This window comes from Paraburkholderia sp. Clong3 (assembly GCF_050436485.1).
GTDB lineage: Bacteria > Pseudomonadota > Gammaproteobacteria > Burkholderiales > Burkholderiaceae > Paraburkholderia > Paraburkholderia tuberum.
The window spans coordinates 1,375,719-1,391,704 of sequence record NZ_JBNDMH010000003.1 but is presented as its reverse complement, the minus strand read 5'-3'; the positions used below and the strand labels follow the sequence as shown (position 1 = coordinate 1,391,704).

General features: G+C 61.1%; 14 protein-coding genes and 2 pseudogenes. 6 read left to right on the top strand and 10 right to left on the bottom strand.

Going from position 1 to position 15,986, the window contains the following annotated elements; translation table 11 throughout:
* Positions 1 to 29: 29 nt before the first annotated feature.
* Both OKW30_RS29780 and OKW30_RS29775 read right to left on the bottom strand, forming a co-directional pair.
* Positions 30 to 2,120: a hypothetical protein gene (locus OKW30_RS29780; RefSeq protein ID WP_429348378.1), complete on the bottom strand. Its 2,091-nt coding sequence runs from the start codon at positions 2,118 to 2,120 to the stop codon at positions 30 to 32.
* Between the two features lie 91 nt (positions 2,121 to 2,211).
* Positions 2,212 to 3,051 (bottom strand): hypothetical protein, encoded by an 840-nt coding sequence (locus OKW30_RS29775; protein WP_429348377.1) that lies wholly within the window; start codon positions 3,049 to 3,051, stop codon positions 2,212 to 2,214.
* 482 nt (positions 3,052 to 3,533) lie between these two features.
* On the opposite strand from OKW30_RS29775, the gene OKW30_RS29770 reads away from it, so the two are divergent.
* Positions 3,534 to 3,860, top strand: a complete 327-nt coding sequence (locus OKW30_RS29770; RefSeq protein WP_429348376.1) for a DUF6471 domain-containing protein — start codon at positions 3,534 to 3,536, stop codon at positions 3,858 to 3,860.
* Positions 3,861 to 5,092: 1,232 nt separating this feature from the next.
* Here the strand turns inward: OKW30_RS29770 and OKW30_RS29765 are convergent.
* From OKW30_RS29765 to OKW30_RS29755, 3 genes and pseudogenes are all read right to left on the bottom strand, one after another.
* Positions 5,093 to 5,413 (bottom strand): annotated as a pseudogene (locus tag OKW30_RS29765) (transposase); the annotation flags it as partial.
* A gap of 471 nt (positions 5,414 to 5,884) precedes the next feature.
* Positions 5,885 to 6,010 carry a hypothetical protein gene (locus OKW30_RS29760; protein WP_256211476.1) on the bottom strand — a complete coding sequence of 42 codons (126 nt, stop codon included), beginning with the start codon at positions 6,008 to 6,010 and terminating at the stop codon, positions 5,885 to 5,887.
* Positions 6,010 to 6,153, bottom strand: a complete 144-nt coding sequence (locus OKW30_RS29755) for a hypothetical protein (RefSeq protein ID WP_176133875.1) — start codon at positions 6,151 to 6,153, stop codon at positions 6,010 to 6,012. Before OKW30_RS29755 ends, OKW30_RS29760 begins: the two co-directional genes overlap by 1 nt.
* Before the next feature lie 66 nt (positions 6,154 to 6,219).
* Between OKW30_RS29755 and istA the strand changes: the two genes are divergently transcribed.
* From istA to OKW30_RS29740, 3 genes are read left to right on the top strand one after another with little or no spacing between them, the layout of a single operon-like run.
* A complete protein-coding gene (istA, locus tag OKW30_RS29750) occupies positions 6,220 to 7,722 on the top strand; it encodes an IS21 family transposase (RefSeq protein ID WP_429345680.1) in 1,503 nt (500 codons plus the stop codon).
* On the top strand, positions 7,709 to 8,473 hold the full coding sequence (gene istB / locus OKW30_RS29745) for an IS21-like element helper ATPase IstB (protein ID WP_429345679.1): 765 nt from the start codon (positions 7,709 to 7,711) through the stop codon (positions 8,471 to 8,473). The genes istA and istB overlap by 14 nt, the downstream gene beginning before the upstream one ends.
* Positions 8,470 to 8,691 (top strand): hypothetical protein, encoded by a 222-nt coding sequence (locus OKW30_RS29740; RefSeq protein ID WP_429345678.1) that lies wholly within the window; start codon positions 8,470 to 8,472, stop codon positions 8,689 to 8,691. The genes istB and OKW30_RS29740 overlap by 4 nt, the downstream gene beginning before the upstream one ends.
* Before the next feature lie 107 nt (positions 8,692 to 8,798).
* On the opposite strand, the pseudogene OKW30_RS29735 reads toward OKW30_RS29740, so the two are convergent.
* Positions 8,799 to 9,650 (bottom strand): annotated as a pseudogene (locus OKW30_RS29735) (IS91 family transposase); the annotation flags it as partial.
* A 23-nt stretch (positions 9,651 to 9,673) separates the two neighbouring features.
* The gene (locus OKW30_RS29730) at positions 9,674 to 10,549 is read right to left on the bottom strand and encodes a tyrosine-type recombinase/integrase (protein ID WP_184062687.1); all 876 of its coding nucleotides are present in this window, start codon (positions 10,547 to 10,549) and stop codon (positions 9,674 to 9,676) included.
* A 402-nt stretch (positions 10,550 to 10,951) separates the two neighbouring features.
* Between OKW30_RS29730 and OKW30_RS29725 the strand changes: the two genes are divergently transcribed.
* Positions 10,952 to 11,593, top strand: a complete 642-nt coding sequence (locus tag OKW30_RS29725) for a hypothetical protein (protein ID WP_429348375.1) — start codon at positions 10,952 to 10,954, stop codon at positions 11,591 to 11,593.
* Between the two features lie 202 nt (positions 11,594 to 11,795).
* Here OKW30_RS29725 and OKW30_RS29720 read toward each other — a convergent pair whose 3' ends face one another.
* Together OKW30_RS29720 and OKW30_RS29715 are read right to left on the bottom strand one after the other, a co-directional pair.
* Positions 11,796 to 12,308, bottom strand: coding sequence for a hypothetical protein (locus tag OKW30_RS29720; RefSeq protein WP_429348374.1), 513 nt, complete (start codon positions 12,306 to 12,308; stop codon positions 11,796 to 11,798).
* The gene (locus tag OKW30_RS29715; RefSeq protein WP_429348373.1) at positions 12,305 to 12,820 is read right to left on the bottom strand and encodes a hypothetical protein; all 516 of its coding nucleotides are present in this window, start codon (positions 12,818 to 12,820) and stop codon (positions 12,305 to 12,307) included. The genes OKW30_RS29720 and OKW30_RS29715 overlap by 4 nt, the downstream gene beginning before the upstream one ends.
* Before the next feature lie 490 nt (positions 12,821 to 13,310).
* Between OKW30_RS29715 and OKW30_RS29710 the strand changes: the two genes are divergently transcribed.
* A complete protein-coding gene (locus OKW30_RS29710; RefSeq protein WP_128585829.1) occupies positions 13,311 to 13,595 on the top strand; it encodes a hypothetical protein in 285 nt (94 codons plus the stop codon).
* 316 nt (positions 13,596 to 13,911) lie between these two features.
* Here the strand turns inward: OKW30_RS29710 and OKW30_RS29705 are convergent, their stop codons facing one another.
* Positions 13,912 to 14,982 (bottom strand): helix-turn-helix domain-containing protein, encoded by a 1,071-nt coding sequence (locus tag OKW30_RS29705; RefSeq protein WP_429348372.1) that lies wholly within the window; start codon positions 14,980 to 14,982, stop codon positions 13,912 to 13,914.
* Between the last annotated feature and the right edge of the window lie 1,004 nt (positions 14,983 to 15,986).

Sequence of the window (15,986 nt, the reverse complement as noted above, 5' to 3'; positions counted from 1 at the left end):
GCTGAAGAGCGTCATGCTCCTTGCGCGCATTACGCCGGTCGACGTGTCGATACACCGCCCATTCCATCAGTGTCTTGCCACCCGGTACTACTTTGTTGCTCTTTGCGAGATTTGCGTACTCGAATTTCATATCTCCGGGGACCAGTATCTGCGAGGGAGTGTCGGGATTGAACTGGATCTCCACCGGCTTCTTCGCGTTCTTTCCGACAAAGGTGAACATGCTTTGATTGAATATATGATGAGGTGTAGTCCAAACCGCGCCAGTGCAGCCCCTCCTTTGTAGGCTTTGCCGTATCCACGGGCCACGTTGCACGGCGGATTTCATCGATAGAATGCTTCCGCAAAGTGCCTGTCAGAGTCTCCAGGCCATAGTTCCATCGGTTAAGCGGCGTATCGGCTATGCCCGCTGTCGCCATCTCGATAATTGCACCCTTCCGACCGATCGGGGTCCTGTTGTGCCTCAAGATCGCGCGAATCAGTTTCCGCGTGAACTCACTGATCGTATGGTTCGCATCCCAGGCATAGTGCGGAGCACCGCGCGTGGTGGCGTCTGCCTCCACCACGCCGAACGTCGCTCGCTGAAAATGAGCCGGGAGGCTGCCGAACCTTCGCTCAACGATTGCCCGCAAAGTAGGATCGCCTGCCTTCGCGTTACTGATCGCAATGCCAAGCATTTCGTTGACTGCCTGCCAACTCGCAGTCTTCATGAAGTCACCACCGCGATCGGCGAAGAACCGGGACTGCGGAAGATACTCACACGGCCAGTCTTCCCACGCTATTTTTATGCCAAATCTCGCACAAAGCTCGTCTTTGGGCGTCGCGATGTTTTCCAGCATCAGCGCAACACCTTCGAACGATGGCGGGTCGAACGTTACGTAAAATCCGACAATCATTCGACTCCACACGTCCATCGCCAGATAGACTGTGGGACGCCCGACCACTACCGTGCGATCGTACGAAAGCACCAGAAATACGTCAGCTATCGTCGCATCGATCAGATACTCCTGGCCCGGTCCAACGGAATGCTGTAATGCGTGCCCCTTGATCGGGCGGCCCTGCCGCGCATATTGCCGCTCGCCCATTTGTCTGCGCTTTCTTGTTTCAGGCGGTACCCGAGTCTGATAGTAATGCGTCAACTGCCGCTGCGTAATGATCCCGAACGGTGCGAGTTCCAGATCGATTATCTGACCGGTATGATCCCGCACCTCGCGCGTACAACGACAGACATAGTTCACGAAGTCTGTCAGATCTTGCCACGTCACCCGGGCTCGCAGTCCGCCGCGACGACCGGAGCTGCGGCTGCGGCGGGTTCTGCGTTTCGAGGCTTCTCTGCGATTCGACTGCTTCCGGGGTCTCCGCGTCGAAGGGAAGCGGGCAGCCGGGATGTAATTCCTGATTTTCTCCTCATCTTCCTCACTCAAGTCCAGCGTCCACGGGCCGAGCTTGCTCGTAAGATAGAGGTCAACGCACTGTTCAAAGAGCCGTTCAAGCGCATCCGTCCTGGGCGCATGCGGATCAGGGTTTGATGGCTTGCGCCCCGGCCTTGCCTTATATTCGCGCGTGACGACCGCCGGTGTCGCGTCCTCTCCTGTCTGCCATCGTGGTGGCTGCAATCTGCGCCCACAGCGCCAATACTCCGCGGTGACCGCGGCTTCGTCCATCCCTCTTTGCAGATAATTGCGGAGCAACTCGCGGATGCGCTGAATCGTCACGCCCGCGTCATCCGCGATGTCCTGCAAAATCTGCCTCCGCCGTTCCCCTCCGCGAAGTGCCCGATACAATTTTCGTGAATCTTCGGCCAGCGGTTTGATTCGCTCCCAGTTGACCTCACTCTGACGACTGCTGGCCGGGGTTGCACGCATGCCCCTTTGGAGGATGCTATAGGGGTCCCGATCCTGGTTGAGACGTTTAAGTCCGTCTGCGCCTGGATAGCCGCGCGCGCTAAGAGCAGAGAAGTCGCTCAGGGAGACAAATCTGAGCTTCAGTCTGGATCCGAAGATGTAGCAGAGGACCACTTCCGATGATTCGCGCTCCACATGCACAACCCGATAAATATCTCCACTCGACTGCTCCCTGTATAACTCCCTCAGGGCCGGCAACCTCAGCACGCGTTCAGCCATTGCAGGATGCACCTTTAATGTAAATTTAGGATGACATATCAATATGCACAAGACAGTTGCATTTCGTAGATCATCCTACGATCCGTCTACGTTACCTTGATGCTGCGTTCCTGGCTTCGCGTTCTACGTTCGCGCCGCCCAAAGGAAGCCTCAGACGCACGTCACGTCTCTTCTGCGACAACAGGACGGGAACGTCAAACGAGCACTCGACTATGCCCAGTGCAATCAGTTCACGCATCGCGGCTACGCAGGCTGCGCGTGCAAGACCGTTCGCGTCCGCTGCCTGATGACACAGGACAAGCAGACTCGATCCGGTCCGCACCTTGAGTTGATTCAAGACTGCACGCTGCGCAGATCGCTGGGAGCGGGAGATTCCGTGATTCACTATGGACTCAGCGACGTTGAAGAGACTACTGAGATGCATCGCCTTATGACTGTTCAGACCGGTGGAATATTCAATCCGGTGTTCGATGCCCCGCCTGCGCCAATACTCACTTTTAATCCGGTTCGCGTCCGAGGGCGATCTCTGAGCCTCGTGCGACGACACAACATCAATGGCGACCCACCTGGGACCTCCAGCACTGCGTTTGCTGACCATCAGGGTGGTCATCAAGATTGCCGGACTTCCATCGCGAAGTCTGGGGTGCGTGACGCCCAGCAGCGTGGCAAGCCACATGGTTTTTTCAACTTCGAGCAGGGGGAAATGCTCTTGAAGGTCAAGCGTGAACGGATCCCAGTACTCAAGAAGGAAAACGGCGAATTCCACATCTGACGGAAGTACGATCTGTCGTCCACCACAGCGCGAGCACGCGAACCTGTGCAGGCGGCCTGCACCGGGCATATCACGAAGGGCCCGGCCGGGAACATAGGTCGCGCCATGTCCGGTACCGCGCCCCTCTTTCTCGAACAGCGCGATACGCTGCTCAGACAAGCTTTGCCTTCCCGCTGCCAACTTGCCCTCCCAAAGACTAACGCCAAGCGTGTTAAATAGGAACACGAAATAAATGGCGCGCACAATAACCCCTCATCGACGCAACGTTGCCGGCGATATCTGCGCGCTGGACCTGTCCTGCCCCGTCTGGGCTGTGCTTGTGCTCGACGCTGGCAGCCGGCGATCAGGCAATGGACCGGCTCAGCAAAGCTCGCCCCCGACGGCATGGCTTGCGAACAACCGGCGCCTCCCACGTCGAGGCATCAAGGGCGGCCTGCCGATCGCCCATGCGGATCGCGGCTGCCCGCCAAACTCATTGAAAGTTCAACACCGCCAGCGGTCTTGGGCTTGATAAACTTTGGTTTTCCTCGCCCGTATGGGCACCCAAAGGCCCTCTCACACTTACCCGACCACATTATCAAAAATGATCGAATATTGCCACATCTGTATGGTCAATGACGTAAGGACTAGAACCATGTCAAATGCAGTTCATTCGAGAGGATGGTATGCAAAGTCGGCCTAAAACGCAAGGTATCTCTGTCACGGCCGCCACGGAGGACCTCGACTACGCAGAGTTCGCGCGACGTTCGTTAAAAACGGTGCTATCCACCCGCGGCATTACCTATGCCCAGCTTGCTGACAAGCTCTCCGCGTTAGGGCACGCAGAGACGGAGACTTCGATTGCACAGAAGGTTCGCAGAGGGACGTTCCAGTTTGCGTTCTTCATCCTGTGCATGAAAGCTGTCGGGGTAGCACACGTGTCGATTGACGTGCCGACAACCGATTCATCGAACGCAATTCACCTGTAAGCCGTTTGCTCTCGGGCCCCGATGGCTGGGCGCCCCTTCGCGCTGACCAGGGAAAGCCAGTCACACCGCCGCAGCGCGCAGCCCGCGGGCGGCCGGGAAGCGGCACAAAATTCAGCCTTTAAACGGGCGTTAAGCCGGGGTATCCGTTAGTCTGCAAATATTTCAGGCAGCTCTCTTGGATGATCGCGCCGGCGTTGAGGGCATCGCCGTTACGGCGACGTAGGCGGCACGAGCCGGCGCTCAGGTGACCCACCGGATACCCGTTACTTGTCCCGTCAGAACGTCGTGCCCTTCGGGATGGCGAGCGGCCTCACGTTCCCAGGTAGCAGATCCGTTTCCACCCGCGTCGCCCGCACGAAACGGCGCGACCGAACACGAGGCGCGCTGGCGGTGTCCCCGGGAACTGGGCCTGCCGCTTTCGATGGGCGCGTCGCATGCTTCGGGACACTCCACCGGGCATGGCGGTAGCGGTAGCGGTAGCCGCGATAACGCCGCTTATCGCGGCCAGCGCGCCCCACGCATCGCGTGGCTGCCGCGGTCGCAACTGGAGCCTGCCCGTCCCCCGGCGCGGCGCGCCCTCCCCGGCCGTGGCGTGGGGGCCGGGTCCGTGACACGGTCTTTCACCCTGGGGCGTGCAGAAGATCGCGCCAGGGTTCATACCTAAGCCGTCTCCTCCATGTCTCCGCATGGATTCCGGCCCGCCGCGCGCGGGCTTCTTCTTTGGAGGCGCCGGTACGCAGGGACGACCCGGGTATCCCGCTCTTCTCCGGACTGATCAGGCGGGCGCCGGACCCACTGCCGCCCGTCGCGACGCGAGAGGTCAGACGCCGGGCATCAGAGTCCGGCAGTCACCCGGTACTCCCGCTCAATGACAAAAATTCTTGAGGTTTGTTCGATGCCTGCCCATGTCCGTGGACTCGGGGTGCGCGCCGGCGCGTGCGGGCAGGCGTTGAATAAACCTGAAGGGAGGAAACCGCGGAGTGCTCTGATGCAATGGAGTCTTCGGGGCTATGGCGATTGATTGCCCGGGATGGCGAGCGGTGTTGCGGGATGCGTGGTCAGGCGGGAGGCCGGTTGAGGGCTGAGGTTGTGCCGAAGCGGTGCAGTGGCGCCATCGTGATGGCGGAACGGACGTGCAAGGGCCTGTGCGAAGCGACAGACGCAAAGGTCTGCTCGTGGGCCGCGTTGCCGCAAAGCCGAGGGTCGGGTTGTTCGTCCTGGAACAGTGGCGCTCATATCTCGCCCCGGCGCGTGGGTGGTGCGCGGATCGGTGCAATGCGCGCAAGGATATCGATGACGATCATCGGCGCGCCGCAGTGCCGGCAGATGAAGGCGGGGCGCGTTTCGATGACGGTTTCGTGAGCTGATGTGTTGACGTCGGTCGCGACGTGCAGCAGTTCGCGGACCTTCGCGAGACTGGCGCGGCGCACCGGGTTGGCGAGCAGTCCGTAGTGACGGATACGATGGAAGCCACCGGGCAGCACATGGAGCAGGAAGCGGCGCATGAACTCGCCGGCTTCGAGGGTCATGGTCTTGTAGCGGGTGTGCCCCTTTGTGAATGGCGGTCGGAATCCGACATTGGATGGCGGCGTCGGACAGCCGGGCGACGCGATTGCTGTTCAGCCCGGCGACTCTGGGACGTTTCATGAGGCTCACATTCGGGTGCGTCGGAGGGAGCCCGTAGGGCGAGCGCAGACGCACCGGGGATGTTCGGTTCGGCAGGGGGATGACGCGGGAATCGGGATGCGGTAGAAGAACGACTACAACTGACCGCCGAAGAAACAGGCCCGACACCGGTCCTAACCGCCAAGTTCATTCCAGTGTCGAGCCCCACACGCGCACAACGGGGTACGGGTGCCGGGCCAGTATGGCACGGCTGATCCGCCTCGTCGATTCCGCTTCGGCATTGACGGGGACTGCCGATGCCGGCCACTGGCCGCCTCTTTCTGTGCGCCCGCTGCCGGGCGCAGGTCGTCGTGTGCCGCCGTTGCGATCGCGGCCAGATTTACTGCGGTGGCGACTGCTCACAGGCCTCGCGCCGCGCCCGCCTGCGCGAGGCTGGCCAACGCTATCAACTCAGTCGTCGTGGCCGCTTTGCACATGCCGAACGGATGCGTCGCTATCGTCAGCGCCTCAATAAAGTGACGCATCAGCGTTCCCCGACACCCGTCGCCAATGCTCTACTGCCACTGACTTCGACGACGACGGCCACCGCATCGACATCCACTGTCGCCGCGCCCGGATCGACGCCTTGCTGCTTCTGTCGCCGCATCTGTTCGGGCCTTGTACGCATCGGGCCACTGCGCCGTCGGGTCTTCCGTGATGTTCGTACTACTACTGACAGAACAGGAAACGACCCATGACCATTGGAGCTGAACTCGAGGCGCAGATCCTGCGCTATTACCACGTGGAGAAGTGGCGTTGCGGCACCATCGCGCGCCAGTTGCGCGTGCACCGCGGCACCGTCCAGCGCGTGCTGGCCCAGGCCGGCCTGCCCAGGATTGGCGCCGTGCAGCGAGCCTCACAGATCGATGCTTACCTGCCGTTCATCCACGAGACGCTAAAGAAGTTTCCCTCGCTCACGGCCAGTCGCCTGTATGCGATGGTGTATGAGCGCGGCTACCGGGGCAGTCACCACCACTTCCGGCACCTGATCTCGCTGCACCGGCCACGCCCGGTACCTGAGGCTTACCTGCGCCTGCGCACGCTGCCCGGGGAACAGGCGCAGGTCGATTGGGCCAGCTTCGGTCACCTGCAGATCGGTCGGGCACGACGACCGCTGATGGCCTTCGTGATGGTGCTGTCGTGGTCACGGCAGATCTATCTGCGCTTCTTCCTCGATGCCCGTATGGACAGTTTCCTGGCAGGACATGCCGGCGCCTTCGAAGCATGGTCCGGGGTCCCCAGGGTTCTGCTTTACGATAACCTGCGTAGCGCCGTGCTTGAGCGTCAGGGCGATGCGATCCGCTTCCACCCGACATTGCTCGCGTTCGCCGCGCATCATCGTTATGAGCCTCGTCCGGTGGCTGTCGCACGGGGCAACGAGAAGGGGCGCGTTGAACGGGCAATCCGCTTTGTACGCGAGAGCTTCTTTGCCGCTCGCAGATTCACGGACCTCGACGATCTCAACGCCCAGGCGGCAATCTGGTGCGCGGGACCCGCTGCTGAGCGGCCCTGCCGCGAAGAACCCATGATCACCGTGCGCGAGGCCTTCGGGCGCGAACAGCCCAGCCTGCTCACGTTGCCGGAGAATCCGTACCCGTGTGAGCTGCTTCTCGCCGTGAAGGTCGGCAAGACGCCCTACGTGCGCTTCGACCTGAACGACTATACGATCCCGTATACCCATGTGCGACGCACGCTCACGGTACGAGCTGATCCCCGGCGCGTACGCATTCTCGACGGCGCCGATCTGCTCGCCACCCATGAACGCAGTTACGATCGCGGCGCGCAGATCGAGATTGCCGCACACATCGATGCGCTCGTCGCAAGGAAGCACGAGGCCCGTCACCATCGCGGTCTTGATCATCTGGCCCGGGCTGCGCCGGCCAGCCGGACCCTGATGCTGCACGCCGCTGAGCGTGGCGGCAATCTGGGCAATATCACCACGCACCTGCTGCGACTGCTCGACCGCTATGGCCCGGCCGAACTGCAGGCCGCGATCGAGGAAACCCTTGCCAGCGACGCGGCGCCTCATCCCAATCCGGTACGTCTGGCGCTTGAGCGCCGGCGCGAGGCACGGCAGGCCCCGCCGCCAGTCACCCTCATCCTGCCCGAACACGTGCGCAACAAGGACACGCTGGTGACACCACACCGGCTCGACATCTACGACCAGCTTGCGGGAGGCGCCGATGAACACGCCTGAGAACCTTCATGGGCGCGCGAACGCCCTGCGTCTGTACGGACTGCTCGCGCATTGGACCGATGTGGCCGCCGAACAGTGGGTCGCGCCGCTGTTGCAGTGGGAAGAGGATGAGCGCGCCCGCCGATCACTGGAGCGACGTATCCGCGATGCCCGCCTGGGCAACTTCAAGCCGCTGTGCGACTTCGACTGGAGCTGGCCCACGCGCTGCGACCGGCTTGCCGTTGAAGAGTTGATGTCGCTCGGGTTCGTCAGGGATACCGCCAACGTCGTGTTGATCGGCCCGAATGGTGTCGGCAAGTCAACCCTCGCGCTCAATCTCGCCTATCAGGCGCTCGTGCACGGTCACACCGCGCTGTTCACTACCGCCGGTCAGATGCTCGGCGAACTGGCCGCACTGGACAGCGATTCGGCGCTGCGTCGACGCCTGCGCCGCTATGCATCCCCTGACGTCCTGGTGATTGATGAGGTCGGTTACCTCTCGTACTCAAACCGCCACGCCGATCTGCTGTTCGAACTGGTCAGCCGCAGGTACGGATCGGCAAGTACCGTGGTCACAACCAACAGACCGTTCTCCGAATGGCACGAGGTGTTCCCGAACGCCGCCTGTGTCGTCTCGCTCGTTGACCGGCTGGTCCATCGCGCCGAAGTCATTGCCATCGAGGGCGAGTCCTACCGGGTCAAGGAAGCGCGCGAGAGGGCCGAGCAACGCGCCAGCAGACGCAGTAGCGCGCGTGCGGAGAAGAAATCATGAAGCGCCTGGCACACCTGCCTTCGGGCATCACCCGTGGGCTCGACTTCCTGATACCGGACAACTGGTCGCCGGAACAGGCGCTCGCCGTCGTCGAACTCATCGGGGATCTGCGTGCCCGGATCTGCATGCACTATGACCTCGCCCTGCATGACCTGCTGCACGAACAGCATTCCCCTCCCGAGGATCCCAATCTCAACGACATCGGCGATCCATTCTGATTGGGACCGGCCACCCCGACCGAGGCCGTCAACGGCGCTTCATTGTTGACGGTCCTGGTGAACCTTGTGCCGCCATTTATGTGCGGATTTACGCCGCCGTCAACACCCTTCGCACGGTAGTCCTTCCAGCGGAAGGTCACGCCGCGTTCATCGAATGCAAGCAGGCGCTGGCTGGAGATCGCGACGCGGTGCGTATAGCGCGACAGGTACGCGAGCACTGCTTCGGGTCCTGCAAAGGGACGCTTTGCGTAGACGACCCATTCGCAGGCACGCAGCGGCGCAAGCCACACGTCAAAGACAGCTGGGTCGGCAAGTTCAGCGTACTGGCCGAAGAACTGCAGGTGGCCGTGCCGGTGCGCGTCCGTGAGCGCTTCGAGCAAGCGCCTGCGGAACAGGCGCGATAGCACACGTACCGGCAGGAAGAAGCCGGGCCGGCATCCGATCCACCGCTGACCATCGGGCGACAGCCCACCACCGGGGACGATACCGTGTACGTGCGGATGATGCGTGAGTGCCGAGCCCCAGGTGTGCAGCACGAGCGTCGCGCCGATCTGGGCGCCGAGGTGCTTCGGATCAGCGGCAATGGTGCGTAGCGTTTCGGCGGCGATATCGAACAGCAGCCCGTAGATGACGGCCTTGTTGTACCAGGCGATGGCACTGATGGGCGCGGGCAGCGTGAAGACGACATGGTAGTACCCGACCGGAAGCAGATCGGCCTGGCGTGCCTGGAGCCAGCGATGCGCAGCACTGCCCTGGCACTTCGGGCAATGACGGTTGCGGCAGGAGTTGTAGGCAACCTCGATGCGGTCGCAGCCGGCGCAGCGCAGCACATGCCCCCCGAGTGCCGCACTGCGGCACTGTTCGATGGCCGACATGACCTTCAGCTGCCCCAGGCTCAGCGCTACCGTGCGCCGCCACGCCGGCCCGCAGGCGCGGAAGATATCCGCGACCTCCAGCACGGGGTGCTCCGCGTGCGGCCGGGCTAGCCGGCGGGCAGGCGGTCCAGCGGACTGACCACCTTGCGCAGGAGGTCAGTGGCAACCTGGGTATAGAGCGTGGTGGTCTCGATCTGCCTGTGTCCAAGGAGCACCTGGATCACGCGGATATCCTCCTTCTGTTCCAGCAGGTGCGTGGCAAAGGAATGCCTCAGCGTGTGCATGGATACGCGCTTGTCGATGTTTGCGGTCTCGGCGGCCGCATGGATGGCGCGGGTCAGTTGCCGCGTGCTGAGCGGGTCGATCGGATCGAGGCCCGGAAAGAGCCACCCGCCATCGAGCATGCAGCCCTGGGCACGGGCAACGCGCCACCAGACGCGCAGACGTTCGAGCAGGACCGGCGAGAGCATCGCGTAGCGGTCACGGCGGCCCTTGCCCTGCTCGATGCGCAGGGTCATGCGCTGGCTGTCGATGTCGCTGACCCTGAGGGCGACCACTTCGCTCGCACGCAGCCCGGCGCCATAGGCGACCGACAGCGCGGTCTGATGCTTGAGGTTTCCGGCTGCCGCGATGAGCCGGCGCACCTCCTCGGGGCTGAGCACAACCGGGAGCGTGCGAGGCACGCGTACCGGCTGCATCCGCGCCATCAGCTCAGGCCGGCCGAGCGTGACTTCGAAGAAGAACTTCAGACCGCTGATCGCGGCGTTCAGCGACACCGGCGACGCGCCGTGATCGACCAGATGCAGCTGGTAGTCCCGGAGGTCCTCGACAGTGGCGGTATCGGGTAAACGCCCGAGGTATCGGGCGAACTGACGTACGGCACGTAGGTAGGCGGCCTGGGTCTTGGGTGCGAACTTGCGCATGCGCAAGTCCTCAAGCATACGGCGGCGCAGCGGGCTGATGCCCGGATCGGAGGAGGTCATGATGGGGCTCCTGCTGGAGGACGAGGCGGATTGCCTCAACCACCAACATAAGCGCCGGCGCCACTGGCCTCCCATTCGCCGCCAGAGACGGGCCGCAGCCCCCTACCGCGCGAGCGGTTTAGTCCCCTCGGCCATTGCCGACATTGGGGTGGTCTCGGTTGTGCGTCAGCAATGTGGCGGATTGCTGACGGTGGCGGCATCGAGCAGCCGGACGGCAGCTTCCAGCGTCAGCGAACTCACACTTCCGACCCCGAGCGGTCGTTCGAACCGAGACCATTTGGACGGCCGTCGTTGATTGTCAAGCGGCCAGTTGTGATCGATGTTGTGAACCCCCCAGTGGGGCGGCAGGCGACACCGGTACGGGCTAGACTGACTCCAGCCTTGATAATCGGAGCGTCTAATATGACAGACCGTAAGCCGTGGACGTACGGAAAGGGAATCAAAGGCCGTGCGTACCTTGAAAGCGATCAGCCGTTCGACGATGTCGCACACGAGATTCGCGATGCGCTGGAGCATGCGCCGCTGTGCGCCGTTTGCTTCCAATTGGAGCAAGCGCGAGATAACCCGGAACTCGTTAAAAAAAACTGCAAGCGCGGCTCATGGCATATCCAGCTCGATGTCGGCCTTCTCGATATCTTCTTCAATGGCAAGATGGGAATTCGTGCACAATATTATAAAAGTCCAGAACACGGACATTCCAAGAACCGACTTCTCCTCGATTTAATTAAAAATCGCCTCGTTACGTTTGCTTCTAAAAAAGATCCCACCGTAGATACGTCGATGGTCAAGCTTTCACTGAACGCTGAATCCGCGAAGGTTTGGATCTCTGAAAGAAACCTTCTCGGTCAATGGATTATCGGTTGTCCCGCACCTGATCTGGTTGAAGATGAGATACAGAACGACTGGCTTGACGTTGCGCGCAAGGTGCAGTGCGGGGAACTTGGACCTGCGCAACGGGGTGCGCTACATGGTGTACGGGCGCCTCTTGCCGACCAGTTAGAGATAAAAGGCGCTTGGGTAACCGAGCTTGGTCGCGATGAATAACGTGCCCGAAGAAAAGCGCGACCGCGACCAACAGTTACATTTGTTCGGATTCACCTGATCCGTGTCCGGGCGGCGGCCGGGAGCGGCGTGCTCGTCACGTCGAACCCGGCGTCCGCAGGTCTTTCGAACCTGATACCGGCTGTAGGTAACACCTCCATGCACCGGTGACAGACAGGACGATGTCCGGCGCAAGAAATCTTTGTCAGCGGTTCGGGCAACGCGGGCCTTCATGCCCACGTTCATGATCGCCTTCATGATCACCCCTGGTTATTTTGAGAATCCGGTTATTGTAATAATCGGAAACGTAGAGCGACTTATCCGGGCCGAAGACAAAGCCGGTGCCAGATGGGGGGCCGATACTGAAGCCGGATCCAATGATTGCGGACTGACCACGCTTGTTGTAGGTAAGCAGTTGAGTGCCATTCAATACGTAGAGCGCCTTGCCGAACTCCCTTTCGGCAGGACCGAAGGCGAGATAGGTATTGAATCCGGCCAAGCCGGTCGCAAACGCATTGTCCGCCACGCTCCCGTCGGCGTTGTAAATCCGGATCGTCCCGTCGGCGATCGACAGGAAGATCCGGTTGTCGTCGGCGATTGCGATACTGTTGGGCCGGTTCGGGGTGGAAAACAATACAGTGGGAGAGCCACCATTGCTCACAAGGACCCGCGGGAAGTCGTCGGAAAACACCAGGCGTCCTCGTTGATCGAACTTCATATCATCGACATCTGCAAAACGGAATTAAATATCACCGCGGAAGTTTGGTCCCTGAAGATAGCGGCCAGAATGCCACCGCCTCCGACGAGCACGGAATTGCGCACGCCGCTTATCCGTCCGGAAGGGTCGAACAGCACTGCATCCGGGTCAACTTGGGGCGGGCCAAACTCAGACACCGATCCGCCGCAGGGCTCAACCTTGTGAATCCGGTTGTTGCTTCCTCCCTGCCGACCCACGTAGAGCGCCCCGTCCGGCGCGAATGACAATTTCATCGGTTCGGGGACATTCACATAAACCGAAACGTGGAAGCCAGCGCTGAGGGTCGGCAAGTTCGCTGCGGAATCCGCTGTTTGGGCCTGTCCCGACTCGGACGAGGTGACGCTGGTCTGGCCGCTCCTGACCTGATCATTGGCGCCGCTCAGATTGGCGGTATCGTTGGTCTGGGCTGCATATGCGCCGCTCGCGAAGCCGAACAGGACAGATGCGAGCAGGGAAGGTAGAAGGTTGCGCATGATAACCCTCATATAATGAGGCGAGAAGCGAGACATGCATCGCGCTCGTTGAGGCCAGCGTCCTCCAGAATACACCGTTCGTTGGGGGACCGCTGTCGGCGGTGAACCCGCCGTTCGCACGTCCGCCGGCAAGTGCTGACCAATGTCTGTGGATGGCCGATCGGCGCCGATGCGGCAGCCTGCCCTCACACTGAAATGACGGGCCGAGGACATTTTGTCAATCAAGGGGCTCTACGGGTGAATCTGACACGCGACGCCGCGTTCGTATCAGGCGACACGCGATTTGCACGGCCCCTAGGAAGTTTGTGAGACACACGGTAAAGCGTACCAAGGAAGCCGCGGTATTGTCGTACGGAAGAAGGCTTTTTTACCAGATAAGGGACTCCCGCATTTGCCCGGGAAAACTCAGGGGCCGTCGCGATGTCGTGGGCGAACGTTGGCCATGGCATCGCTTTGGCGGAAGGTGCTAGACGTACGATCAGAGATAGCCATGAGCAGCACAAAAAAACAACCGACTTCGACGGACGGGGGCCTGTTGCCGGCCAGCCTCGCCGACGCGCAGCTCGACCACTTCGAACGCATAGCCCAGTACGTCACGCGCGTGAACGCTGAAAACACTTTTCGTGGGCTCGATCACGAGTATTGGGAAAGGCGCCTTGGCAGGTTGGCGGAAACACATGACCTTGTAGCCGTTCAGCGGCGCCGGGTCTTCCGGCTCCTCGACCTGCTCAAGCGGCACGCATCGGTCAGCATATGCAACCGCACCGCTGCCTGACGCCGGCCGGGGAAAACCGGACGTCAGCCTGGGGGCCGATAAGAGAACACGGTGGCGATTCCGATCCGGCAAACGGGCGCTCGCGGATAATGTCCATCTAGGGTTCCTCCCTGTGGACCGGTCAAGTACGCCGCTAATCATGCGCCGTGTACCAGTCGGGTGAGGAGGAGTCCATCCCATTGTTCCTGGCCGGCTCCTGCCGATTTATGCCGCGGCTACAACCCGCTCCCGGCAACCTGACTTTACAGACCGCAGTCCGATCGGCGCGGGAGTCACCGCAGTCGAATAGCACCGCGTGCTCAACCTTCTTGCGCATTTATGTGGTGCCTGCCGCCGGCCAGGTAGCATGTCGCTCCAGCCTGTCCTGTTCGCGTCGGAGCAGCGGGGCATACCCGTGCAAGTCCCGCGGCGCGATATCAAAGGCGCGACGGAATGCACGCGAAAAACTCGATGCACTGTTGAACCCAAGCCCCGAGGCAATGTCCTGCACTTCGAGATGAGGAAAGCGGACCAGTTCATCAGCCGCCATTCGCAGCCTGCGGCTGGCGATATAAGTGGCCAGGCCGCCTTCATGCTCGAACAGTCGGTACACGCTGGCGCGCGATAAATGGAGCGACGCCAACACGCTGTCAGGCGACAAATCCGGGTCGTGCAGATTGGCCTCGACATAGCGCCGCACTTGTCCGTACGCAGCGGCGCGCACCGCAGCGCGAGCGTTACCGGATAGGCCCGCTTGTCGGCTGAACGCTGCAGCCAGCAGTTCGACCGCGGTGAGAAAAGACTGACGTGCCTCGTCTTTGCTCAGGCCGACGATTTCTCGATTAAGCGCGACCAGATGCGCAATCAGCATGCGGGTCAAGGGCGTCGTGGCTTCGACCCGGCGGCCATGCAGCGACGCGGCGTCGGGGAACGCTTTTTCGACCAGGGCGCGCGGCACAAAGAACAGCAGTATCCGGCTATGAAAACTCCGGACTGTGCACGGCTGATCCATGTCCAGCGCGAGGATGGTCGGCCCGGAAGATAACTGCGGTGCGTCGCGCCGTTGCTTGCCGCCCAGAAATTGGCCGGGCAGACCCTTCAGGAACACGCTGAAGCTAACGTCGCGTATGCTTTCCGTCGACACTCGTCCCAGCGACCGCACGGCCAGATTGGGACTGGTGCGGAAATCGAAAAAACTCAGATTGTCGATAGTGTAGCGAGAAAGCGCCGCGTCGAACGTCTCGTCACCGTGCTTCGAGGCAGCCTGGATGTCGTAGACCGGATTCATGCGCTCCTGCCAGGCGAGGAAGCTGTGACGGGCGTCGCCTTGCACGCTGAAATTGCTGTGCACGATGCCCGGCGCAAGCTTGGGCGGCTCCGGCGGTAACAACAAGTGGCTCAATGGCATACGGGCGGGCGACAGTTCGTTGGTCCATTGGTGCGCATCGCTGGTTTCCGTCCAGTTGTGGTCCGCCCGGTGCGGCGAGTTTCCATGTCAAGTCAGAAGGCCGCCCCGTGCGCGCCTATTGGGTGACAAAGAAGAATATCCTGTCCGGGCTGCCGAAGCCATGGAAGGCTTAAAGCGACCCAGGCGGTTCGTAGCCTTCATCCAGCCGGTCCATCAACAGAACAAATCGACAATCGGATCGTGCAGCTAGGGCGCATTCTATCTGGCAATCCGCGCGCGAAGGTCAGCTGTCTGGGGCAAATTCGACGTTCGGATGTCCGCTTGAAAGCGTTGGTCAGCGTCCGTAGCTGGCCGCGCCCTGCCTGATGCATGTGGCATAGGACGACCAGTTGCGGCCGGTCGACACCCGTCCTCCTCTACGTCTCTTGTCGAGGTACAACGGCCGTTCCATCATTATCTTCGGTCAGCGGGCCAGTGAGGACTTTGGTGCGATGAAAGTCGGACTCGTCGGGCGACGAAATTGCCTTGACGAGTTCAATTGTCGGCATAGACTTTTTTGACCCCCGTAGGAAGCTCGAGGTGCAGCCTGTGCTCCGATAGATTGGCGGATTCTCGCGGGAGCGGTGCATCGAACGTTCGATAACCTCTCTAACCCGCGGAGACCTGCTATGGCTCACATCTTTGGCATAACATTTATCGCGAGCGATCGCGTGTTTGGTGTTGAAAACTGGGGTGGGCGTTCTCCTAACCTAACCTCCGCGCCGATACAGGCTCCTCTCCTGGGCGCGATTTCTAGCGCCCCAGTATGCGTTGGAGGCATAGTCGATGCGGACTTTCGCGTCTATGTCCTTGCGAATGGAACAATCTTCTTTTACCAGGATGGCAATGATTTAAGTAGCTTGACCAGGACGTTTGACGTCGGGCACGCTACACAATGGTCGTTGGCGCACGGGGGCAATACCTTATACGTCGGAACCGGAATTTATGGATCGGATCCTTCCGAG

Excerpts from the sequence above, each read along its gene's own strand:
- OKW30_RS29715 (WP_429348373.1), bottom strand. The coding sequence starts at position 12,820 with ATGCGCAACCTTCTACCTTCCCTGCTCGCATCTGTCCTGTTCGGCTTC.
- istA (WP_429345680.1), top strand. The coding sequence starts at position 6,220 with ATGACCATTGGAGCTGAACTCGAGGCGCAGATCCTGCGCTATTACCAC.
- OKW30_RS29730 (WP_184062687.1), bottom strand. The coding sequence starts at position 10,549 with ATGACCTCCTCCGATCCGGGCATCAGCCCGCTGCGCCGCCGTATGCTT.
- OKW30_RS29720 (WP_429348374.1), bottom strand. The coding sequence starts at position 12,308 with ATGAAGTTCGATCAACGAGGACGCCTGGTGTTTTCCGACGACTTCCCG.
- OKW30_RS29725 (WP_429348375.1), top strand. The coding sequence starts at position 10,952 with ATGACAGACCGTAAGCCGTGGACGTACGGAAAGGGAATCAAAGGCCGT.
- istB (WP_429345679.1), top strand. The coding sequence starts at position 7,709 with ATGAACACGCCTGAGAACCTTCATGGGCGCGCGAACGCCCTGCGTCTG.
- OKW30_RS29740 (WP_429345678.1), top strand. The coding sequence starts at position 8,470 with ATGAAGCGCCTGGCACACCTGCCTTCGGGCATCACCCGTGGGCTCGAC.
- OKW30_RS29755 (WP_176133875.1), bottom strand. The coding sequence starts at position 6,153 with ATGCGTACAAGGCCCGAACAGATGCGGCGACAGAAGCAGCAAGGCGTC.
- OKW30_RS29780 (WP_429348378.1), bottom strand. The coding sequence starts at position 2,120 with ATGGCTGAACGCGTGCTGAGGTTGCCGGCCCTGAGGGAGTTATACAGG.
- OKW30_RS29705 (WP_429348372.1), bottom strand. The coding sequence starts at position 14,982 with ATGCCATTGAGCCACTTGTTGTTACCGCCGGAGCCGCCCAAGCTTGCG.
- OKW30_RS29760 (WP_256211476.1), bottom strand. The coding sequence starts at position 6,010 with ATGCGTCACTTTATTGAGGCGCTGACGATAGCGACGCATCCGTTCGGC.
- OKW30_RS29770 (WP_429348376.1), top strand. The coding sequence starts at position 3,534 with ATGCAGTTCATTCGAGAGGATGGTATGCAAAGTCGGCCTAAAACGCAA.
- OKW30_RS29710 (WP_128585829.1), top strand. The coding sequence starts at position 13,311 with ATGAGCAGCACAAAAAAACAACCGACTTCGACGGACGGGGGCCTGTTG.